We start from the raw sequence: 23740 nt of genomic DNA on the forward strand, positions 1-23740 counted from the left end.
ATTAATAAAATGTAACGAATAATTTCTTTGCACGTATCATACCTAACAGTCATTTCAAAAATAGCAAGATCACTTACAAATTAGTCATTGTCTTTTTTACTATGCGATTAGTCAATCGCAAGATAGCTGTCAATGTAGATACCTAATTTTGTTTGGACATCCAAGTAACTCGCCGTACTCCAGTTACCATGACCTCCGTCATAAACAGTAAATATATGTTCCACTCCTGCATTACTTAAAGCTACATCCAGACGTTGACCATTTGTAAGAGGAACTAGTGCGTCTTGATTTCCGTAAAATAATAATGTAGGACTACTGGAAGCACTTGCTGCCCATGCTGGACTTAATAGTGTAGCAAGGTCAGCATTTGCTGGATACGCATTTGCATCTGAATACACCTCGGTTAGTTGTGATGTGTTAGGATTGTCTGCATAAAAAGGATCTGTAAAGTCTGATGGCCCAACTATGTTAGCAACAAGTTTTACTCGATCCGTTGTGTCATACGTATAGTCATACATCATAGCAAGATGTGCTCCTGCACTTACTCCTAGTAATCCAAATTCTTGAGAAATCCCCAGTGCTTCGTGTTCATTGATAAGCTTTGTAAGTACGACTTCAATATCTAGAAATTGGTTTGGAAAGGCCGGTATAGAACCTGCTTGGGCTAATACATAATTCATATTTACAATGGCATGATCTGGATGTGTAGTATTTATTAGGGATATAAATCCAGTCATATCTGACTTATCACCAGCAGTCCATCCTCCGCCATGTATAAGAACAATTGTTTTGGTCTGTGTACTGTTACGCCCTGCTGGCAAATACAAATCATAAACTTGTTGTGCATGAGTTCCATAAGAAACATTGAGTGCTGTTGTTGCTTCTAGGATTTCTATAGGAGTTTCAACCACGTCTTCGTTAGCAATATCATCAGAACTATTTTGACACGAAAGCAAACACATAGTTAAAAATGAAATACTTAAAAATGACAGAATCGATCTCATATGAATTGTTTTTTTAGTTAACGCAGCATTTATGATTTTATGTTAAGTTTCCGTTATTCTATTTATTTTTTCAAATAACAACTTATCTTTAAAAGAAAAACTATGATTAAAGAAGGTACAAAGGTCAAATGGAGTTGGGGAAACGGCTCTGCCACAGGGAAAGTAAAATCTACGTTTACAAAAACTGTAATCCGCTCAATTAAGGGTAATGAAGTTACACGCAAGGGAGAAGAAGGCAATAAAGCGCTTTATATAGAGCAGGAAGATGGGGATAATGTGCTAAAACTTGAGAGTGAAGTAGAGCGCGTAGATTAAAGCATCTGACTTATAGTAAATTACTATGCTTTTAAGAAAGCGTAGAAGAAATACCTATTAAACATTTAAAAAATGTAGCATGGCAGAATTCATCAAACTTTACGAAGAGAACCCAAATCCAAGAGAACTAAAGAAAATAGTTAAAATTTTAAAAGCGGGTGGACTTATTATTTATCCCAGTGATACTGTGTATGCACTGGGTTGTGATATTACTAATACAAAAGCTTTGGAAAGGGTTGCTCAAATAAAAGGTGTAAAATTAGAAAAAGCTAATTTTTCATTTGTATGTGAAGATTTAAGTAATCTTTCTGATTATGTGAGGCAAATAGACACCAAAACTTTTAAACTTCTTAAAAGAGCCTTACCAGGCCCATACACCTTTATACTGCCCAGTAGTAATAATTTGCCATCTGTTTTTAAGAAGAAAAAAGAAGTGGGTATACGTGTTCCAGATAATGCAATTACAAAGGCAATAGTTCATGCACTAGGAAACCCTATTGTCTCAACTTCTATTTACGATGAAGATGAGGTGATTGAATATACTACAGATCCTGAACTTATTTTTGAAAAGTGGCAGTCAAGAGTAGATATTGTAGTAGATGGAGGATATGGGGATAACATTCCTTCTACAATTATAAATCTTACAGGAGACGAGCCTATTTTAGTAAGAGAAGGAAAAGGAAGTCCAGAAATCTAAGGCCTACCGAGCAGGGCTTTAAAATCATATTTTTATTCTAAGCTAAGGGTTATTTTTAACTGACAATAATTTTCTACTCACTTTTTAAAATTAAAAAACCTCTCCGGGCTAGGAGAGGCTCTTAACTAAATCTAATAAAGATTTGGGGTTTTACTATGTAATTACATAGTAAGTTATTCACCGGCCAAAGCGGTATTAAGTTGTATCGTTGTAAAGTTATTTTTATGATAGGTAAGTTCATCTAAGTTTAAGTTGTTAAGCTCATAAGGGAAAATACCTTCAAATTGATTATCAAATATGCATAATCGCTTTAGCTTAGGAAGTGTTAAGATTCCTCTTGGGATCTCACCAGTGAATGAATTACTACTTAATTGTAATTCGTTTAAGTTTTTTAAATCTGCAATAGAGCTTGGGATTTTACCTTTCATAAAATTCCCATAAACACTCAACCTCTTAAGGTTTGTGAGATGGCTTAAGTCGTTTGGTAACTCTCCACTTAGTTGATTAAAAAATACATCTAAGTATTCAAGACTCTTCATTTTAAATACTTCTGCAGGAATTGAGCCTATTATTTTATTAATTGATAGATTCAAAATCTTCAGTCCTTTAATTTCAGCCACACCTGGGGGGATGTGACCTATTAAATTATTTTTATGGAGGTTAAGAACTTTTAAAAATTTTAAATTCTTTATGCTATTAGGTAAAGTACCACTTAAGTTATTGTCCTTTAAACCAAGGGCAAGTACATGATCATTCAAAATAGTCACACCCTTCCAATCTGAAGGTTCTTTATTCAGGTCCCAAGAATTAGTCCAGTTATCTCCATTAGTAGCATTGTAAAGATCAATTAGTGCTTGTTTTTCGCTTTGTGGAATAGCAGCAAAAATAAGTGAAGTAGTAAGTACTAAAATTAAAGTAAGAGTAATTTTCTTCATTTGATGGTTGATTATAATTTCATTGCTACTAATGTAGTATCAAAATCAAACCTGACAATAGTTTTATGATATTTATCGACAAAATACATTAAAAATTAACATTTAAACGTCTAAATTGTGTATTTCGTCGATGATTTTTAGCTTTCTTGAGTCAAATATTAATTTCAAACAATTTTAAAAATAAAAAAACCGCCTAAAGAAATCTAGACGGTTTTTGAACAATTGTATGTAAAAAAAAATAATATTATTCTTTTTCTTCTGTTTCAAGATTTTTCATCTCTTCTTCGATCATTGTATAAAACTGATCAATCTTAGGAAGGACATAAATTTTTGTTCTCCTATTGATAGATCTATTTTCTGCGGTACTGTTATCTACAAGCGGTACAAACTCACTACGACCGGCTGCAATAAGCTGTGAAGGATTTGCTCCTAACTTTACCAACTCTCTTACAATAGCTGTACTACGCTTCGCACTTAAATCCCAGTTATCTAATAATATACCACCACTATTATAAGGTACGTTATCTGTATGACCTTCTACTAGTGCTTCAAAATTAGGTTTGCTATTAATTACTTTAGAAACCTTACCTAAAATCTCTGTTGCTCTCGGAGTAATATTGTAGCTACCACTCTTAAAGAGCATCTTATCAGAAAGTGAAATAAATACAACACCTTTTTCTACATTTATTTCTATATCCTCATCATTAAGACCTACTTCTTTCTTTAAGCTAGTGACTAATGCTAAAGTTACGCTATCCTTTTTTGTAAGTGCATCTTGAAGTCTATTAATTTTAAGATCTTTTTCTTTTAAACTCTCTAAAGATTTTTCAAGATTAGTAGCACCTTGCTGTGTCAATACAGTTAAGTCTTTAGAACTTTCAATTAAACTATTCTTATCTTTCTTGAGTTCGGCTAGTCTTTCTTCTAATGACATTACTCTAGTAGTAGCACTTGCTTTTTCTTCTAAACAAGCATTTAGTTTTACGGTAGCAGAGTTGAGTAAATCCTGTGTTTCTTGTTGTCTCGCCTCAAGTGCTGCATATTCTTTTTTAGAAACGCAAGAGGTTAGAAGTAGGGTGCCGGCGATGCCTGCGATCAAAAATCGTTTCATATTCATTGTTAATTTTGAATTAAAAAGTAAATGTATAAAAAAGCAGGACGGACCTTTTGAACTTAACACTAATTTAGGTTTTAAAGAAAGTCTTTGTACGTGCGCTTTTGCGAAATAAAATAGCTCCACACAATTGAAAAAATAGTGGCATACTTCATTTTGTGTTTTAGATTCACTCTATCTACCATAAAGCTAGGTAAATAATAATAAAAACTAAGATGTGCTCTAAGAATTGCTATCATATGTTTTGGTTTGCCTTCTATTAAAAATTTAAAACCAGCTATGCCATCTAAAACAAGCCTCGATATGACAATAAATAAGGCTTTTATCCCCTTAACATTTTTAACGATATTAAAAAGCGTATTTCTAAAATTATAAAATGTTTTTTGTGCATTTGCAGTAGCAAGCGTAGCTCCACCTACATGAAGGACTTCACTATCTCCACAAGCTATAATTTTCTTGCCACTATTTTTAATACGCCAGCAGAGGTCAATTTCCTCTTGATGAGCAAAAAAACGTTCATCGAGTCCGCCCACCTGCCAAAAATCTAATGCCCTAATAAACAAACAGGCTCCACTTGCCCATTGCACTTCTATCGTGTCATCGTATTGTCCAAGGTCTTTTTCGCAGTAATCAAAGATTCTACCTCTACAAAAGGGATAACCAAAGCTATCTAAAAACCCACCAGCAGCTCCAGCATATTCAAAATAGCTTGGCTTTTTGTAATCTTTAATTTTTGGTTGTGCAGCGCCTATCGTCGGGTTCTTAAACAACTTTATCATAGGTTCTAACCAACCTTGTCCAACTTTTATATCACTATTAAGTAGCACGTAGACATCACTTTCTATAAAGACGAGCCCATCATTATACCCTTTTGCATACCCACCGTTTTCACTATTTTGAATCACAGTAACTGATGGGAAATGAGCATGGATATAATTTACAGAGTTATCTGTACTTGCGTTATCTATAACATAAACTTCTGCCAGAGGTTCGCTATGACTCACCACTGTACCTAGAAATTGCTCAAGTAGACTTTTTCCATTCCAATTTAGTATGACAATAGCAATTTTCACAATATAAATTAAAGAGTTTTTATTTAGTAATTTTAATTAGTGTATTCATATTCTTAAGAATGCTTAAAATCAGGTAGGCTTCTTAAAAAATGATACATTTCATGTCTATAATTTAGTTCACAATAATAGTGTAAAAGTCCATTTGTAACCATTAAATAATCTGCATTAAGAGTTAGATTATACCTTGCAATTTGATCAAATGCTTTTTGGTCAATAGTTACACTTGGAGCCTTACATTCTACAATAAGAAATAAACTTCCATCAGGTTTATAAAGCACAATATCATAGCGCTTACGTGTAGTACCCACTTTAATTTGTTTTTCTACATTAAGTAAACTCAAAGGATATTTTTTATCTTGTAATAAGAATTGAATTACATGTTGTCTTACCCACTCCTCTGGGGTGAGGACTAAGAATCTTTTGCGTACGACATCAAATATAAACGTTTTGTTTTCGCTATTTTTGAGCCTGAAGGAATATGCTGGAAATGCAAGTTGTTGCATACTACAATAGTACTATTTCTTATTTCAAAAGCCAAAGGTGGAGCACGCAAAAAACATCGTCGCAGATATTAAAAAAGGAGTTATTAAACCTATTTATTTTCTAAGTGGGGAGGAACCCTATTTTATTGACCAGATAACGAATTATATAGAGCAAAATGTTCTCTCTGAATCAGAGAAAGGTTTTAATCAGATGGTGCTCTATGGTAGAGATGTAACTATTGACGATATTGTGAGTAATGCAAAACGTTATCCTATGATGGCAGAGCGACAAGTGATCATAGTTAAAGAAGCACAAGACCTCTCGCGTACTATTGAAAAGCTTGTGACATATGTAGAAAACCCGCAACCTACAACAGTACTTGTACTAGCCTACAAGTATAAAAAGCTAGATAAGCGTAAAGGACTAGCAAAGTCACTAAAAAAACACGGAATACTTTACGAAAACAAAAAACTTTATGAGAATAAAGTTGGGGATTGGATTCGTAATGTTTTAATTGATCAAGGCTACCATATTCAACCTAAGGCTGCACAAATGCTTGTTGACTACTTAGGTAATGATTTGAGCAAAGTAGTTAACGAGCTCAATAAATTAATGCTCATTCTTCCTAAGGGGAGTGACATCACTCCACAGTCCATAGAAGAAAATATCGGGATAAGTAAGGACTTTAATATTTTTGAATTACGTAAGGCAATAGGAGAGAAGGATATTGTTAAGGCACAACGTATTGCACAATATTTTTCTCAAAATCCAAAAGACAATCCATTAGTTCTTACAGTTGGACAAGTATTCAGTCTATTTTCAAACGTGATGAAGTACCATGGACTGCCCCAAAAAGATAAGGCTACCGTAGCAAAAGTATTAGGGATATCTCCATTTTTTGTGGGAGAGTACGTAACTGCGGCTCGCAATTATCCTATGAAAAAAGTGAGTGCTTGTATAGCTATGATTCGAGAAGTAGATGTAAAAAGCAAAGGAGTAGGGGCTAGCGCTTTTGCTAGCAATGATTTACTCAAAGAGCTTTTAGTGAAAATAATGAATTAAGTTTCTGTACACTACACTATTTTATAGATCTGGCTTACCTATCTTTATTTAATTGCAATAGCCGAAATTTCTACATTAACATATTTAGGTAAATTAGCCACTTCTACTGTCTCACGAGCAGGAGCAGTTTCTTCATTAAAATACTTACCATAAACAGTATTTATTTTGCTAAAATTTTCCATATCACTAATGAAAATAGTGGTTTTAACCACATTTTCAAAGGTCATGTCTGCTGCCGTTAATATTGCTTTCAAGCTTTCCATGACAAGTGTTGTTTCTTCAGAAATACTTCCTTTTAATAATTCTCCAGTGGCAGGGATTATAGCAATTTGGCCGCTTGTATATAATGTGCCGTTAATAAGGGTCGCTTGGTTATAAGGTCCAATAGGAGCAGGGGCATCTAGGGTGGTAATTATTTTTTTCATAAGAGAAATTTTGATATCACGCTTTCGCGAAAGCGTATAAAGATACAATCTATAAACGCTGATCTGGCGTTCTACGCTTATCGTATTTAATATCACTCAATAGGTTTCCAGAAATACCAATAAAGAAGTTCCAAGAGGTACGACTTGTATTTGCATTTACTGGCGGAACCCAGCTAAAGCGCATATTCCAACTCTGAAGATCACGTGCAAAATTTAAAGAAGTGTATGTAATGCCTGGATTTGCAAAATCGTAGCCTGTAGAGCCTCCTACAGTCCATCTATTTCCTAGTTTAATATCGCCACTCACCACTAGAGAATGGCTTGTTATTTCATCCTGCCTAGCAGTATTAGAATAGCCTACTTGATAGCCAAATCTTAAATTCCAAGGAATTTTAAATCTATAAAATTGAACTTCTTTTTCTTCTTCTTCTTTAGGGTCTCTCGTACCTATATTTTCGTTTCCAGTAATATCTACTCCCTTTCCAAACAAATCATCTGGACGTCCACCGGCGGCAAACGTTTCATTTTCTGTGCGATCTGTATTTTCTCCAGGCTCATCTCCTCCTTTTTCAAAATCTCTACTTGAGAAACTATAACCAAAACTAGCCTGTCCAGCGGTCCACCTAAAGAGGCTACCACCATTTTGAATATTTAATTTTTCAATACGCCTATTAGAACTGTTTAGTGCATACAAGTCTAAGGCTGCACTGAAATTAATGTCTAGCTTGTCCTGTATTATAGGGATAGATCCATTTATACCTATTGGTGATAATTTCAAACCATCGGCAGCAAAATTGTAGGATGTACGTATGTTTAAGTTATTAATGAGTTTTATCTTCTTGGGTTCTGTAGCCGTACTATCACGATCTTTTACCTTGGCCTCTAGCGTATTTGCAAGTGATAATGAGATAGAGTTAGAAATACGATTACCAGGAGCCCCAAAAAATCCATTGTCAAAACGAGAATATTCAACATCGATTGTCTCTGGATTAGTATTGTCTATTTGGGTAGGATCCAGTCTCTCATAACTTGTATAAAATTGATCAAAAGCAGGCGTATATGACCAGCTTAGAGAAGGGCGTATCACATGGCGTATCGTTTGTATTTTACTCCCTTCTTTAAAATTAAACGTACCATAAACAGTAGTACCTAAACTTAAACCACCACGATACGTCCTAAATGCATCAAAACCGTTAATAGTATCTATCACCTCAGTTTGAGTGCGTTCGTCATAGTTTTTGTCGATCGTTTTAAACACCCAGCTCTCTTCAAAGTTTGCACTTGCTGAGGCACTGATATAGTTAAAGAGCTTAAAGTTAGTAGCAATTGGGATATTATGACGTATTCCACTTTGACCGTCTTCAAACATAGCAGCAGTAAAAAATTCGCTATCTGTAGTTCTGTATCGATTATCTGCATTTACAGAGTAACTCAGGTTTACATTATCAATAAGCCCTTTCTTTGATCCAGATTTACCAGCAAATGGATAAATACGATCTATACTAAGTTGAGCGCTTGGTAAAGACATATTTATAGTCTCGGTTTGTGAGTTTTGACTGTGTGTTGCAGCCACGGTAAAGTTAATAGGAGTTACTCCAGGAAATGTACGAGAGTAGGATATAGAGGAACTAAAGTTGTTGTTGAGGAAATTCCCCGTGTTAGATTGATTTAAAGACTGTCTATAAAAATTACTACTTCCTAGGTTTACAGAGGCAGAAAACCTACTATTAGGACTTGATTTAGTATCTTGACTATGATTCCAACGTATATTATAGGTGTTAGTTTCACTAAAATCAGGTAGACCTCGTTCACTAAATAAAATACGCTCAGAATTAAAACTGAAGCGACCACTAAATTTATAGCGCACCTTATACTCTGTATCTGCTCTAAAGGCGTAACTGCCATTAGTATAATAATCACCTGTGAGTGCTAGATCAAAATAATCACTTAACGCAAAATAATAGCCACCATTTTGCAGAGAATAACCGCGCTCATTTGATTCATTAAAACTTGGTATCAAAAATCCAGAAACGCTTCTTTCTTTTTCCATTGGGAAAAAAGCAAACGGAATTCCTATAGGAGTTGGAACATCTGCGATGTACATATTTGTAAGCCCTGCAACTAGCTTTTTACCTGGAACAAATTTTACTCGGCGCGCATAAAAGTAATATTCTGGGTCATCTAGATCTTCTGCAGTTGTAATTTTTACATTACTCATAAAAACGACAGAGTCATTTACACGTTTACTACGTTCTGCTTTGAGATTAATTTGTTGTCCCCCAGCCCCTTCAACTCTGGATCCATATATAAGTGCTCGCTGTGTGTCAAAATTAAATTTAATAGAGTCTGGTTGCACTTCATTAGCACCTTGAACAAATACTGGTATTTGTGAATAATTTCCAGCAGAGTCTTTTATACCCTTTGCAAGTACTGTATTAGTTTGATAATCTAACACAATTTCACCAGCATTGATTTTCATATCTTCATAGACAACCTCTGCTTCGTTATATAAGAATATCTTTTTAAGGCGTTGTGAGATGCGTTCGTAATCTTTTGCTTTATAAGTTACTTTATCAGTAAGACGCTCTTGTTTTTTACGCGTTGAATCTTGATCTGGAGTTGATTCTGCTACTTGTAGCGAGTCTGTAGCAACATCAGAACTACCACGAGTAGCTATCAGAGAACCTTTTGCGTAGGACTGTTGTTTTAAATCTGGATTTTTATCGTTAGTGATTGCAGGCACTACACGAGTGGTACTGGTATCTTTTTTGGCATTGTTATTGGATTCATTGTCTTGACCTAAAGCTGTTGCTTGGGTGAATAGGCATAAGCCAATGAGAATAAGAAAAAATGCAGTTTTTGTTTGCAATGCGATTAGCCTATTTTTGTACGGAGTGCCTCAATTCAAATGCCAAAATTACGTTATTTTTTTTCGGATAGAAATGAATACACGTATTTTTAAAATTATGGAGCTATCTATTTTGCTTCATAATATTGAAACGAATTTAAAACCTAACGATCGTAAGACTAAGATTTGATATAAAGGATGCGTAAAAAAAATAATTTTAATATATATTTAACTATTTTACTTCTCGCAGGAAGTTTAATTCATTCCGCTTTCGCGAAAGCGCAAACTAAGCAGCGAGAAAAGTTTAAAATTGTATTAGATGCTGGTCATGGTGGGAAAGATAGCGGAAATCGAGGTAATGGATATTATGAAAAAAACATTGCCCTCAATGTTGTTTTGGCAATAGGGGGTCAATTAGAACAACTCGATGATGTAGAAGTGATTTATACACGTAAGAAAGATGTCTTTCTAGAGTTGTGGGAACGAGCAGATATCGCAAATAACTCTAACGCTGATCTTTTTATAAGTGTGCATTGTAACTCACATTCATCCCAAGCAAAAGGTACCGAGACCTTCGTTTTAGGTATAGGAGGAAATGCAAAGAACATGGCAATTGCAAAAAAGGAAAACTCTGTGATTTTGCTTGAGGACAATTATGAAAAGCGGTATGCTGGTTTTGATCCTAACAAGCCTGAGACTTCTATTGGCTTAGAATTGATGCAGGAAGAATATTTAGATCAGAGTATTAATCTCGCCAGTTTTATAGAAAATGAATTCACTAGCACTGTTAAGAGATCAAGTCGAGGAGTCAAGCAGGCAATTTTTTGGGTTTTACATAGATCAGTAATGCCTAGCGTTCTTATAGAAACTGGTTTCTTAACTAATAATGAAGAAGGTAGATTTCTTAACTCTAAAAACGGTCAAGAGAAAATGGCCAGTGCTATTTCTAAAGCGGTTGTAAATTATAAGGAAAGTATACAGGCTGTAGAGCGAGTGGCTTTGATACAAAAGGAAGCACAAACCTCAATTGAGCCTATTGAAAATGAGACTGCTATCGTAGATAAACCTATTTCTACACCTGGCATTACATTTAAAGTTCAGGTCGCTGCTAGCAAGACCATGCTAGAAACGCAACCTTACAATTTTAAACAACTTATCAATGTTACCCGTGTAAGAGACAATAACTTTTATAAATATTACTATAAGTCTACAAATGACTATGCGCAAGCTAGAAAATACTTAGAGGAGGCTAAGCTCGCGGGATATGAAGAGGCATTTATTGTTTCTTTTAATGAGCAAAATATTAAAGTCCCACTTAATCAAGTGTTAAATTAGTCTTATTCCTAAGGTGGACTTTTATCAGAAAGTCTACATTTGTTTTTATAACCAGAACTCTATTTGATGTCTAAAGAAATCAAAACTGCCATCCTTGTAATTGCAGCACTCCTATTACTCATTTTCGGGTATAATTTTTTAAAAGGAAACAATCTTCTTGATAAAAGTAAAATCCTTTATGCAAAATATGACAACGTAGAAGGATTAGCTCCTTCTTCAAAAGTTACTATAAACGGTTTGCCTGTTGGAAGGGTTTTAGCAATCGACTTTGCAGATAAACAAGGAAAGCTTGTAGTGAAATTTGTTGTTGAAAAAGATTTTGAATTCTCTAAAAATAGTTTGGCTAGAGTTTATGGAGGAGGTCTTATAGGAGGTAAAACACTTGCTATTGTTCCATCCTATGAGGTAGGAATGGATGTTAAATCTGGTGATACCTTACCAGGTGAAACTGGATCTGGTATCATGGAACTTGTAAATGAACGTCTTACTCCGCTTCAAAATCAAGTAGAAGGGGTGATTGTTAGTACGGATTCAGTTTTAACTAGTGTAAATGCTGTTTTAGATAGAGATACACGTGCAAATCTTAGAGATGCAATCGCAAACTTTACAACTGCGTCAAGAGAATTAAAAGGAATAACTACTTCTGTTAATAGTCTAATGGCTGCAAACCAAGAAAAATTAGATCGCACAATAACTAATATTGATAAAATGAGCACCAATTTTGCAACATTGTCAGATTCATTATCTCAAATACAATTGGGTAGCATGGTTGCAGATTTAGAAAAAACAATAGCAGATTTTCAAGAAATCTCAAATAAATTAAATTCACCAGAAGGAACCGTTGGTAAACTTTTGAATGATGAACAACTTTACTTAAATTTGGACCGTACAGCAAACCAAATGGGAGATCTTCTACAAGATATGAAGCTTAACCCTAAGCGTTATGTACATTTTTCGCTTTTTGGGAAAAAACCTGGAGAGTACACTGCGCCTAGCGATTCGTTACAGTAGGCGTAAGCTTAACTAACGAATTTTATGCAATACATACCAAACATTCTGTTTCTCATTGCCCTAGCAGTAGGTGGTGGCTTTTTTGTAAAAAACATTAAAAAATTAGTACGCAACATTAACCTCGGGAAGGATGTTGATCGTTCTGATAATAAGCCACAGCGATGGCGTAATATGGCAAAGATTGCCTTGGGTCAATATAAGATGGTGAAGCGCCCAATATCGGGAATTTTACACGTTGTTGTCTATGTAGGTTTTATAATAATAAATATAGAAGTACTTGAAATTATCATAGATGGTATTTTTGGAACTCATCGCATATTTAGCTTTTTAGGAGGCGTATACGACTTTTTAATTGCAAGCTTTGAAATACTAGCTTTCTTAGTTTTTGTTTCAGTAATTATATTTTGGCTTCGACGTAATGCTATACGCATAAAACGTTTCTTAAATCCTGAGATGAAAGGATGGCCTAAGATGGATGCCAACCTTATTTTATATTTTGAGATGGTTCTAATGGGACTGTTCTTACTAATGAACGCAGCAGATTTGCAACTTCAAATTCTTGGTGCAGATCATTATGTCTCTGGATATGGTACTATTACGGGTTCATTTCCTATTAGCGGGTATATAGCACCACTACTTGATGGTATGTCTGTTTCTTCACTCATTATTTTAGAAAGAACCGCTTGGTGGTTGCACATCTTAGGAATTTTAGTATTCTTAAATTACCTTTATTACTCTAAACATTTACATATTTTACTTGCATTTCCTAACACGTGGTATGCTAAACTCAAGCCTCAAGGTGAATTTAATAACCTTCAAGCGGTTACTGACGAAGTGATGCTTATGATGGATCCAAATGCAGACCCATTTGCGGCGCCTCCAGAAAGTGAAGATGATACATCAGAACCAGATAAATTTGGCGCAAGTGATGTCACAGACCTCAATTGGGTTCAACTAATGAACTCCTACAGCTGTACAGAATGTGGTCGCTGTACTAGTGAGTGTCCTGCAAACCAAACAGGTAAAAAATTAAGTCCTCGTAAAATAATGATGGACACACGGGATCGACTAGAAGAAGTAGGCAAAAATATAGATGCAAATGAAAATACATTTGTACCAGATGGTAAGCAATTGCTTAATGATTATATAACTAAAGAAGAGCTTTGGGCTTGCACCACTTGCAACGCTTGTGTAGAAGCATGTCCTATTGGCATTGATCCATTAAGTATTATTGTAGATATGCGTCGCTATATGGTGATGGAAGAAAGTAGTGCTCCAAGCGATTTAAATAATGCAATGACAAATATTGAGAATAACGGTGCACCATGGCCATTTAATCAATTAGATAGAGGAAACTGGATAAATGAAGCGTAAAGCTATACTATTACTTGTGTTCTTATGCTTTTGTGCTTTCGCGAAAGCGCAAATATCTACACAAGATTATCGCATAGACAGCTTACAGTTTAAAATGTATACACGTATTTATGTGGGGCCACAACTTCAAGTAGATAGTATAACAGTTAGAAAAATATTTTGCGATTGGTGCTCAGAATCTCAGATAGATATTTTACATCAAGAAGCGATGAGACAGTCTATGATAGAAAGATATAATCCGAAATATAGAAAACCTGGTCAACATAGATTAGCATTGTATGTACGCTTTAGCAAAGAAGATTTTAAAAACTTAAATAGCACGGATGGATACTGAAGAATTGAATAAATTACTGAGAGAGAAGTTAGAAGATGGAGGGCATGTAAGTCCAGTGCTTCCAGAAGGAGTAAAAAATTACCTAATTGATATAGATGGTACAATTACAGAAGATGTACCTAATGAAGAGCCAGAAAGAATGGCTACTTGTGAGCCATTTCCAGACGCTTTAAAAACCCTCAATAAATGGTATGATGAAGGTCATTTAATTTGTTTTTTTACCTCACGTACAGAAGAACATAGAGATGTTACAACAAAATGGTTAGATAAGCACGGGTTTAAATTTCATAGTCTTTTAATGGGAAAACCACGTGGAGGAAATTATCATTGGGTAGATAACCATCTTGTGAAAGCAACTAGATATAAAGGTAAGTTTACAGACCTTGTTGAAAAGAAAGTAACCATAGAAGTATTTAAGGAATAGCAAAGACTCACCTTAATATTAAACGAGAAGAATTAGTATTTATTCAATTACGAATACACACGTAAGTATATCACAAAGAATATGAGCGAAGCATTAAGAGTACCAACGATGGCAGAGTACCTAGCCCAAGGAAAGCAACCAGAAGTATTATTTTGGGTGGGTTGTTCAGGGAGCTTTGACGATAGAGCAAAAAAGATTACAAAGGCTTTTGCAAGAATTTTAAATAAAGCAAATGTTGACTTTGCAGTATTAGGAGCAGAAGAGAGTTGTACCGGCGACCCTGCAAAGCGAGCTGGGAATGAATTTCTTTTTCAAATGCAAGCGGTCACAAACATTGAAGTACTCAACGGGTACGAGGTAAAAAAGATCGTTACAGCTTGTCCACACTGTTTTAATACACTAAAAAATGAATATCCATCATTAGGAGGTAACTACGAGGTTGTGCATCACACACAGTTTCTTAAATCTCTTTTAGAAGATGGTAGGCTTACTGTTGAAGGTGGAAAGTTTAAAGGCAAGCGTATTACCTTTCATGATCCATGTTATTTAGGACGTGCAAATGGTGTTTACGAAGCACCTCGTGACCTACTACGTAAGTTAGATGTTGAGCTAGTAGAGATGCGTAAGTGTAAAACCAATGGCCTATGTTGTGGAGCTGGAGGTGCTCAAATGTTTAAGGAGCCAGAACCAGGTAATAAAGATGTAAATATCAAACGTACTGAGCAGGCACTTGAGGTTAAACCTGAAATCATAGCAGCGGGATGTCCTTTTTGCAATACAATGATGACAGATGGTGTAAAAAATAAAGAAAAAGAAGATAGTATAGAAGTTATGGATATTGCAGAAATGATAGCTAGTGCAGAGGAGCTTTAATAAGATTCATCTTTTTTTTAACAAAATTACTATAACAACGGTTTAATTTTATATGAACCGTTGTTTTCATTTTGTGAAGTTATTAATGCTTCACAACCATTCACTTAAATCCTAAACATAATGTTAGTAGATATACAGAAGCTCCCAGATCACTCACGTATTTGGCTTTATCAATCAGATACTAAATTAACAGAAGAACAAGTTGAAAAAATCAAGAAAGATCTTGGCACGTTCCTCACCAGCTGGACGGCTCATGGAGCGAGTCTAGAGGCGGGTTTTGAGGTAAAATACAATCGATTTATTGTGATTGCTTTAGATCAATCAAAGTCTTCTGCCAGTGGTTGTTCTATTGATAGTCAGGTACGGTTTATTCAATCTCTACAAGACGAACTTGAGGTAGATTTACTCGACAAAATGAATGTGACATATTATCAGAATGAGCGTATTCATTATAAGCCTTTATTAGAATTTAAGAAAATGGCAAAAGACGGTGCCGTAGGAAAAAATACAGTGGTCTTTAATAATCTAGTTACTACACTTGGGGAATATAAGACAGATTGGGAAATTCCAGCAATGGATAGCTGGCATTCTCGATTTCTCTCTAAAAAGAAGTAATAATTCCTTGTCATACTAATTTAGTTTATTTAAAATTCAAAAGCTACGATTTCTTCATGAACTCCCTGTGGGTCATAAGATGTTGTTAAGATTTTTACGCTTTCGCGAAAGCGTAAAATAAACCCTTTATTTTTATACCTATATTCAAAGAACGCTATTGTTGGCGTCGTTTTTGATTTATAAATTAGAACTTTAAACTCAATACTTTTATGCCGTTAAGACGCATTCTCTTTATATTTTTATTTTACATATTCACAGTGTCACTCTCTGCCCAAGAAAGGTACCCATTGTATTCCAATGATATACTGGCACAACGCACTTGGGTAGATTCTGTATATAAGGGAATGACACCTAAGGAGCGTGTGGGGCAACTATTTATGGTGGACGTCTTTTCTAGTGACCCAAAAGCAAAAATTGATAAAATTAAAAAACTCATTAAGGAGCAACATATAGGAGGTTTAATCTTTTCTAAAGGGGGTCCTATGCGCCAGGCAAAGCTAAATAATGAGTTACAAGCAATGGCAAATACAAAATTGCTCGTGGGGATGGATGCAGAGTGGGGATTAGCTATGCGTTTAGATAGTACCTACGCCTTTCCTTGGAACATGACATTAGGAGCTATACAAGATAATAGTATTGTTAAAAAAGTAGGGCGTAGAATAGGAGACCATTCTAAGCGGTTAGGAGTTCATATTAACTTTGCACCTGTAGTTGACATAAATATAAATCCGGCAAATCCCATTATAGGCAATCGCTCTTTTGGTGAAGATAAAATCAATGTTACTCAAAAAGCCATTGCTTTAATGGAAGGCATGCAAGATGCTGGGGTTTTAGGAAGCGCTAAACATTTTCCAGGACATGGGGACACAGATAAGGATAGCCACAAAACACTTCCCACGCTCAATTTCTCAAAAGAGCGTCTAGAGCGTGTAGAGTTATATCCATATCAGCCTATTATAGAGAAAGGAATAGCTAGCATTATGGTGGCTCACCTCAATGTACCAGCATTAGTACCAGAAGAGGGAGTACCTACAAGTATCTCACCTACTGTAGTGACAAAAATGCTTAAAGAAGATTTTAAATATCACGGTCTTATAATTACAGACGCACTTAATATGAAAGGTGCAGCAAATTTCAAAGAGCCTGGAGATATAGACTTAGCAGCTTTTAAGGCTGGTAATGACATTCTTTTAATAAGTGAAAACGTTCCCTCTGCAGCTGCCAAAATTTTGACAGCTTTAAAAAATGGAGAGATCACAGAGCAACGGCTAGAACACTCTGTAAAGAAAATATTATATGCTAAGTATAAAGTAGGGTTACATCAATGGGAGCCTGTAGTCACCACAAACCTAATAAGTGATCTCAACGCTACGGTAGATGATATTGTGTATAGTGAGGCTATAGAAAATGCCCTTACAGTAACAAAGAATGAAAACTCAGTATTGCCTATTAAAAAACTAGATCAAAAGAAAATTGCTTACTTAGCTCTAGGAGATGCTAATGGAAGTGCTTTTAAAGGGCAATTGCGCAAGTATGCTCATGTTGAAAGTATAAATGCTACGACTTTAAAAGAGGCAAAAGAGCAGTTAACACCCTTTAATTATGTGATTATAGGTTTTCATCGGTCTAATGATAATCCTTGGAAATCTTATAAATTTACTTCAAAAGAAATAAATTGGATTTCAGAAATAGCAAAAAATAAAACAGTTATTTTAGATTTATTTGTACGTCCATATGCTATGCTTGATCTTCCTGATATTCAAAATATAGAAGGCATCATACATAGTTATCAAAATAGTAAAATAGCTCAAGAGAAAAGCGCACAACTTATTTTTGGTGCTATTCCCAGTAAAGGTAAACTGCCGGTATCTCTTGGTGATACGCCTTTTGGAACAGGTATAGAATCTGGAATCCTGAGAAGATTGCAATATGGTTTACCTGAAGAAGTAGGTGTTGATTCTCAATTACTAAATACTAAAATTGACTCTCTCGTCAATTTAGGAATTAAAAAAGCAATGATGCCAGGGGCCCAAGTATTAGTGGCTAGGCGTGGTAAGGTTATTTATGACAAAAGCTTTGGGTATCATACTTACAATAAAAAACGTGCAGTGCTACCTGAGGATATTTATGATATAGCCTCTATGACAAAAATTCTTGCTTCGTTACCTTTAGTTATGGAATTAGAGAGCAAAGGGAGTTTGGATCTTGATGATAAACTAGGAACTTTAATTCCAGAGCTAGCTAATTCTAATAAGGCAAATATCTCCATTAAGAGTGCGCTATCACATTATGCACGATTTAAGGCATGGATTCCCTTTTACATATATACTTTAGATTCTATAACTAAAAAACCGTCAGAGGACTTTTATAGCTCTAAATTTACGCGAGATTACGATATCAAAATCACAGATAAAATGTTTTTAAGAAGTGATTATAAAGACAGTATCATTGATAGAATAGCAGAAACTGATTTGCGAGACAGGCTCTCTTATAAATATAGTGATCTCCCATATTACTTAGTAAAGAAGTATTTAGAAGATTATTATAGAAAAGATCTTGACGAGCTCACAAAAACACATTTTTACAATTCACTTGGGGCAAATTTTACAGGTTACAATCCCCTTAAGCGTTTTAATAAGGATATAATTACACCTTCAGAGAATGATACTTACTGGCGTAACCAAAAAATACAAGGTACTGTTCATGATATGGGAGCAGCCATGCAAGGCAATGTAGGGGGACATGCAGGTCTTTTTTCAAATTCCAATGATGTCGCAAAGATGATGCAAATGTATTTACAAAACGGTTACTACGGCGGTAAAAGATATTTTTCAAAAGAAACAATGTCTAGATTTAATACTTGTTATTACTGTGATAATAAAGTGAGAAGAGGCGTAGGGTTTGATAAACCACAAATTAATGGAAGTGGTCCTACATGTGGTTGTGTTCCTATGTCAAGTTTTGGGCATAGTGGTTTTACAGGAACATACACTTGGGCAGATCCAGAAAACGAGCTTATCTACGTATTCCTATCGAATCGCACGTTTCCAACTATGAATAATAGAAAACTGATTAAGTCTGGATTGAGAACTCAAATTCAAGAGGCAATATACGACGCAATAATTCAGTAATTTTGTCTCGCTTTCGCGAAAGCGTATTATCATCAAAAATTTTACTATGAAAATTGCAATTGTGTGTTACCCAACCTTTGGAGGAAGTGGAGTCGTAGCTACAGAGTTAGGAATCGCATTGTCCAAGCGTGGCCACGAAGTGCACTTTATTACCTATAAGCAACCTGTAAGACTTGCATTACTTAATGATAATATTCATTACCATGAGGTAAATGTACCTGATTATGCACTTTTTCATTATCAACCTTATGAGCTTGCTCTCTCTAGTAAGTTGGTTAAAATAATCAAGAAAGAAAATATAGATATTTTACATGTGCATTATGCAATTCCTCATGCTTATGCAGGATACATGGCTAAGGAAATTTTAAAACAAGAAGGTATTTATATACCAATGGTAACTACTTTGCATGGTACAGATATTACACTCGTGGGCAGCCATCCTTTCTATAGACCAGCTGTGAGTTTTAGTATTAACAACAGCGATATTGTAACTTCAGTATCAGAAAGTCTTAAACAAGATACATTACGTCTATTTGAAATTACCAAGGAAATTGATGTGGTGCCTAATTTTATAGATTTTACCTCTGTAGATAACTCTTTTACAGATTGTCAAAGAGATTTAATGGCAAACGAAAATGAACGTATTGTCACCCATATTAGTAATTTCAGAAAGGTAAAGCGCATCTCAGATGTAATTGATGTGTTTTATAGATTGCAACTAGAGATTCCTTCGAAGCTATTAATGGTTGGGGAAGGTCCAGAAAGAGAACATGCAGAAGAACAAGTATCGCTGTTAGGTATTGAAGATAAGGTTAAGTTTTTAGGAAATAGTAATGAGATTGATAAAATACTTTGCTTTTCTGACTTGTTTTTACTTCCATCTGAAGCTGAGAGTTTTGGACTGGCGGCTTTAGAAGCTATGGTGAACCGAGTTCCTGTAATTTCTAGTAATGCAGGTGGGATACCAGAAGTAAACATTGATGGTGTTACTGGATATCTTTCTAATGTAGGGAATATTGCAGATATGGCTCAGAATGCTATTAGAATTCTTCAAGATGATATAGTGCTTGAAAAGTTTAAGAATAATGCAAAAAAAGAAGCGGCAAAGTTTGATATACAAAACATTGTGCCGCTTTATGAACAGCTCTATGAGAGAGCGTTACTTCAGGTCGTCTAGAACGTATATCTTATACCTAGAGCAATATCAAATTCTAAATCATCATCGTAGTCATTAAGAAGACCTACTTCTGGTCTAAAGTCAAGTGATAACTGGAGTGGTATATCAAAAACGTATTCTATACCTATGTCTCCAGCAGCATTTATAAATAGGTCACTATTATCATTGTCAAACCCGTTAAAATCATTATCAACGTCAAATGCTCCTACGGCCGCTCCTACACCAGCATACCAATTAAAACCTCCATCAATATTCCATATCCATTGATAAAGACCTACCGCTTTTACAGCATCAAAGTCATTAGCACTTCTCCAACTCAGACCTAATTCAAGCCTATTATTATCACCAAGTGCTCTTTGGTAGTTTACTTCTGTGCTAAAACCATCGTTATCGCCAAGTCTTAAACCTATTGCATTAGAAGGTATTGATTGTGCTGTTGCAGTAACTCCAAATATGAGCGCTATCACAGTGGTAAAAAGAATTTTTTTCATGTTATAGTTTTATTTTAAAAGATAAAATTATCAGTATATAACATAACAAAACGTTAATCAGCCCCTAATGTTTTCTTATTTTTATATAATGAATTTAAAGCTTCTTGCCTTACAGAAAATACTTGAAGGTAAACTACATTATGATACTTTACACAAAGTGATATATGCCACTGATGCGTCTGTTTACCGTAAGATTCCTTTAGCAGTTGCATATCCAAAATCTGTTAATGACATAAAGAAGTTATGCCACTTTGCAAGAGTTAATAAAACATCACTTATTCCTAGAACTGCTGGAACATCACTAGCGGGTCAATGTGTCGGTGATGGTATTGTGGTAGATGTTTCAAAGCATTTTACGGAGATACTAAGTTTTGATAAAGAGAAAGCTCAAATTACCGTTCAACCTGGAGTTGTAAGAGATGAGTTAAATGCTTTCTTAAAACCTTACGGCTTATTTTTTGGTCCCAATACCTCTACAGCAAATAGATGTATGATAGGTGGTATGGTGGGCAATAACTCTTCTGGAACTACGAGTATTCAGTATGGAGTAACACGAGATAAGCTTATCAAACTAAAAACGATTTTATCAGATGGGAGTGAAGCAACTTTTGAGTCTTTAGACGAAGACCGCTTTCGCGAAAAATTGAAACAGAAAAACTTAGAAGGGATAATTTATAATCGAATCAATGATGAATTAAAGAATTCTGATACTCGAAAAAATATTCATTCTCAATTTCCAAAACCAAAAATCCATAGAAGGAATACTGGATATGCCTTGGACACACTTACAACAGCAATTCCTTTTCAAAATGGAGGTAAGCCTTTTAATATGTGTACACTACTCTCGGGTAGTGAAGGTACACTGGCTTTTACCACAGAAATCACATTACAACTAGACCTTTTACCTCCAAGTCAGCGTGTAATGGTAGCAGCGCATTTTGATAGTTTAACTGCCTGTTTAAAGGCAGTAGTGCCAGCTATGAATCACAATCTATATACTTGTGAGATGATGGACAAAGTCATTCTAGACTGCACAAAAAATAATAGAGAGCAACTCAAGAATCGTTTTTTTATAGAAGGAGATCCTGCAGCCATCCTAATGTTTGAACTACGCGATAACACATTAGAAGGATCTAGATATCAGGCACAAAAACTTATAACTACTCTCATTAATGAAAATATAGGTTATGCTTATCCAATGCTGGAAGGTTTTGAAATTGATCAAGCCATGGAACTTCGTAAAGCAGGATTAGGGCTTTTAGGCAATTTAGTAGGTGATCATAAGGCTGTAGCTTGTATAGAAGACACAGCAGTAGCAATAGAAGATCTAGCGAGCTATATTGACGAGTTTACATCAATCATGGACCGTTTTGATCAAAAAGCGGTGTATTATGCGCACGCAGGTGCTGGCGAGATTCACCTTAGACCAATACTTAATCTAAAAAAGCTTAATGATGTAGCACTCTTTAGAAAAATCACAACGGAAGTTGCTACATTGGTAAAGAAGTATAGAGGGTCTATGAGTGGTGAGCATGGCGATGGTATTGTAAGAGCAGAGTTTATCGAGATGATGGTTGGTAAACAGAATTTTCAAATAATGAAACAGATTAAAACTGCTTTTGATCCTCAAAACATTTTTAATCCAGGTAAGATTATTGATCCGTTACCTATGGATAAAAATTTACGTTATGAAGTAGATCGTACAGAACCAGAAGTAAAGACACTACTTAATTTTGATGATAATCATGGGATCCTCCGATTAGCTGAAAAATGTAATGGTAGTGGCGATTGCAGAAAACCATCTAATGTTGGTGGAACTATGTGTCCTAGTTATCGTGCGACCCGTGATGAAAAAGATACTACACGTGCTAGAGCAAATGCATTACGTGAATTTTTAACCACATCAGAGAAAGCTAATAAATATGATCACGTAGAGCTAAAAGAAGTATTTGATTTATGTTTAAGCTGTAAGGCTTGTGCCAGCGAGTGTCCCAGTAATGTAGATGTAGCTTCTCTCAAAGCAGAATTTGAGTATCAATATCAAAAATCTAATGGTTCTAGTCTTAGAACGAAGTTGTTTGCTCATGCGACTAAAATTAACAAAATAGCTGCAAGCTTACCTAAAGGCTATAATTTTTTACTCAAAACTACTGGAAGTGTTTTAAAATTTTCTATGGGAATTGCTAGTAAACGTAGCTTGCCATTGCTTGATGTGTTTAAAGGTAAAATGGATACTAAACTATCTGAAAATAGAATCAAAACTGTCTATTTATATGTTGATGAATTTTCAGAATATTTAGATGGGTCAATTGCTGAAGATGCAATGTATTTATTAGATAAACTCCACTATAAAGTAAAAATTTTAAAAGGATTAGAAAGTGGACGGTCTTACATATCAAAGGGGTTTCTTGATCAAGCAAAAAAATTGGCAAATAAAAATATTAAAACCGTTCAATCTATATCAGATAATTCAGCACCAATTATTGGAATAGAGCCATCTGCATTATTAACTTTTAGAGATGAGTACCTGCGTTTAGCAGATGATCTGGAAGCAGCAAAGTCTATCTCAAATAGATCATTTTTGATAGAAGAGTTTCTAGATAAAGAGGTAGCACTGGGAAATATAAAAGCAGATCAATTTTCTGCAAAAGCAAAGAAAATTAAAATTCACGCCCACTGTCATCAAAAGGCGTTATCATCGGTTTCTCCCACATTTAAAATTTTGAATCTACCTATTAATTATTCACCCACAATCATTCCTTCTGGGTGCTGTGGGATGGCGGGTAGTTTTGGATATGAAAAAGAACATTATGCCGTTAGTATGAATGTAGGTGAACAAACACTTTTTCCGGCTATAAGAAAGGCAGATTCTAGTACAATAATTGTTGCAAATGGTACAAGTTGCCGTCATCAAATCAAAGATGGTACTGCTATAACTGCCTTACATCCAGTGACTATTTTAAGGGAGGCACTACTATAGATAATATAAGGAGTATCACTAATATTATTTGACTTTTAA

The 23740-nt window shown here is 35.1% G+C and carries 21 protein-coding genes; 13 read left to right on the top strand and 8 right to left on the bottom strand.

Annotated features, from left to right (window positions below; genetic code table 11):
* Positions 1–107 precede the first annotated feature (107 nt).
* Positions 108–1004, bottom strand: coding sequence for an alpha/beta hydrolase (locus OD90_RS01085; RefSeq protein WP_144665451.1), 897 nt, complete (start codon positions 1002–1004; stop codon positions 108–110).
* A 102-nt stretch (positions 1005–1106) separates the two neighbouring features.
* Between OD90_RS01085 and OD90_RS01090 the strand changes: the two genes are divergently transcribed.
* A complete protein-coding gene (locus OD90_RS01090) occupies positions 1107–1319 on the top strand; it encodes a DUF2945 domain-containing protein (RefSeq protein WP_144665453.1) in 213 nt (70 codons plus the stop codon).
* Positions 1320–1398: 79 nt separating this feature from the next.
* Positions 1399–2016, top strand: a complete 618-nt coding sequence (locus tag OD90_RS01095; RefSeq protein ID WP_144665455.1) for an L-threonylcarbamoyladenylate synthase — start codon at positions 1399–1401, stop codon at positions 2014–2016.
* Positions 2017–2189: 173 nt separating this feature from the next.
* Here the strand turns inward: OD90_RS01095 and OD90_RS01100 are convergent, their stop codons facing one another.
* The 4 genes from OD90_RS01100 to OD90_RS01115 all read right to left on the bottom strand — a co-directional run bounded on the left by OD90_RS01100 (position 2190) and on the right by OD90_RS01115 (position 5641).
* Complete coding sequence (locus OD90_RS01100; protein WP_144665457.1) at positions 2190–2951, bottom strand: Two component regulator three Y domain protein; 762 nt, start codon at positions 2949–2951, stop codon at positions 2190–2192.
* Between the two features lie 244 nt (positions 2952–3195).
* Positions 3196–4062 carry a flagellar motor protein MotB gene (locus OD90_RS01105; RefSeq protein WP_144665459.1) on the bottom strand — a complete coding sequence of 289 codons (867 nt, stop codon included), beginning with the start codon at positions 4060–4062 and terminating at the stop codon, positions 3196–3198.
* 80 nt (positions 4063–4142) lie between these two features.
* Positions 4143–5138, bottom strand: coding sequence for a glycosyltransferase family 2 protein (locus OD90_RS01110; RefSeq protein WP_144665461.1), 996 nt, complete (start codon positions 5136–5138; stop codon positions 4143–4145).
* Positions 5139–5191: 53 nt separating this feature from the next.
* Entirely contained in the window at positions 5192–5641 is a 450-nt protein-coding gene (locus OD90_RS01115; RefSeq protein ID WP_144665463.1) for a type I restriction enzyme HsdR N-terminal domain-containing protein, read from the bottom strand.
* Between the two features lie 37 nt (positions 5642–5678).
* On the opposite strand from OD90_RS01115, the gene holA reads away from it, so the two are divergent.
* The gene (gene holA, locus OD90_RS01120; protein ID WP_144665465.1) at positions 5679–6683 is read left to right on the top strand and encodes a DNA polymerase III subunit delta; all 1005 of its coding nucleotides are present in this window, start codon (positions 5679–5681) and stop codon (positions 6681–6683) included.
* A gap of 44 nt (positions 6684–6727) precedes the next feature.
* Here holA and OD90_RS01125 read toward each other — a convergent pair whose 3' ends face one another.
* Complete coding sequence (locus OD90_RS01125) at positions 6728–7108, bottom strand: Rid family detoxifying hydrolase (RefSeq protein WP_144669606.1); 381 nt, start codon at positions 7106–7108, stop codon at positions 6728–6730.
* Positions 7109–7157: 49 nt separating this feature from the next.
* The gene (locus tag OD90_RS01130; protein ID WP_144665467.1) at positions 7158–9977 is read right to left on the bottom strand and encodes a putative LPS assembly protein LptD; all 2820 of its coding nucleotides are present in this window, start codon (positions 9975–9977) and stop codon (positions 7158–7160) included.
* A 177-nt stretch (positions 9978–10154) separates the two neighbouring features.
* Here OD90_RS01130 and OD90_RS01135 point away from each other — a divergent pair, with 177 nt between their 5' ends.
* From OD90_RS01135 to bshA, 9 genes are all read left to right on the top strand, one after another.
* Positions 10155–11291, top strand: coding sequence for an N-acetylmuramoyl-L-alanine amidase (locus OD90_RS01135; RefSeq protein WP_144665469.1), 1137 nt, complete (start codon positions 10155–10157; stop codon positions 11289–11291).
* A 66-nt stretch (positions 11292–11357) separates the two neighbouring features.
* Positions 11358–12302 (top strand): MlaD family protein, encoded by a 945-nt coding sequence (locus tag OD90_RS01140; protein WP_144665471.1) that lies wholly within the window; start codon positions 11358–11360, stop codon positions 12300–12302.
* 24 nt (positions 12303–12326) lie between these two features.
* A complete protein-coding gene (locus tag OD90_RS01145) occupies positions 12327–13676 on the top strand; it encodes a (Fe-S)-binding protein (RefSeq protein WP_144665473.1) in 1350 nt (449 codons plus the stop codon).
* Positions 13666–14010: a hypothetical protein gene (locus tag OD90_RS01150; RefSeq protein WP_144665475.1), complete on the top strand. Its 345-nt coding sequence runs from the start codon at positions 13666–13668 to the stop codon at positions 14008–14010. Before OD90_RS01145 ends, OD90_RS01150 begins: the two co-directional genes overlap by 11 nt.
* Positions 14000–14434, top strand: coding sequence for a phosphoheptose isomerase (locus tag OD90_RS01155; RefSeq protein WP_144665477.1), 435 nt, complete (start codon positions 14000–14002; stop codon positions 14432–14434). The genes OD90_RS01150 and OD90_RS01155 overlap by 11 nt, the downstream gene beginning before the upstream one ends.
* 81 nt (positions 14435–14515) lie before the next feature.
* Positions 14516–15307 (top strand): (Fe-S)-binding protein, encoded by a 792-nt coding sequence (locus OD90_RS01160; RefSeq protein WP_144665479.1) that lies wholly within the window; start codon positions 14516–14518, stop codon positions 15305–15307.
* Positions 15308–15427: 120 nt separating this feature from the next.
* Entirely contained in the window at positions 15428–15922 is a 495-nt protein-coding gene (locus tag OD90_RS01165) for an ABC transporter ATPase (protein ID WP_144665481.1), read from the top strand.
* 209 nt (positions 15923–16131) lie between these two features.
* Positions 16132–19053: a glycoside hydrolase family 3 N-terminal domain-containing protein gene (locus OD90_RS01170; protein WP_144665483.1), complete on the top strand. Its 2922-nt coding sequence runs from the start codon at positions 16132–16134 to the stop codon at positions 19051–19053.
* A 46-nt stretch (positions 19054–19099) separates the two neighbouring features.
* A complete protein-coding gene (gene bshA / locus OD90_RS01175) occupies positions 19100–20230 on the top strand; it encodes an N-acetyl-alpha-D-glucosaminyl L-malate synthase BshA (RefSeq protein ID WP_144665485.1) in 1131 nt (376 codons plus the stop codon).
* On the opposite strand, the gene OD90_RS01180 is transcribed toward bshA, so the two are convergent.
* A complete protein-coding gene (locus OD90_RS01180; RefSeq protein ID WP_144665487.1) occupies positions 20227–20721 on the bottom strand; it encodes a hypothetical protein in 495 nt (164 codons plus the stop codon). The genes bshA and OD90_RS01180 overlap by 4 nt on opposite strands.
* Before the next feature lie 88 nt (positions 20722–20809).
* On the opposite strand from OD90_RS01180, the gene OD90_RS01185 reads away from it, so the two are divergent.
* Positions 20810–23701: an FAD-binding and (Fe-S)-binding domain-containing protein gene (locus OD90_RS01185; RefSeq protein WP_144665489.1), complete on the top strand. Its 2892-nt coding sequence runs from the start codon at positions 20810–20812 to the stop codon at positions 23699–23701.
* The last annotated feature ends 39 nt before the right edge of the window (positions 23702–23740 follow it).

The sequence above is a fragment of the Dokdonia sp. Hel_I_53 genome (genome assembly GCF_007827465.1).
Classification (GTDB): domain Bacteria; phylum Bacteroidota; class Bacteroidia; order Flavobacteriales; family Flavobacteriaceae; genus Dokdonia.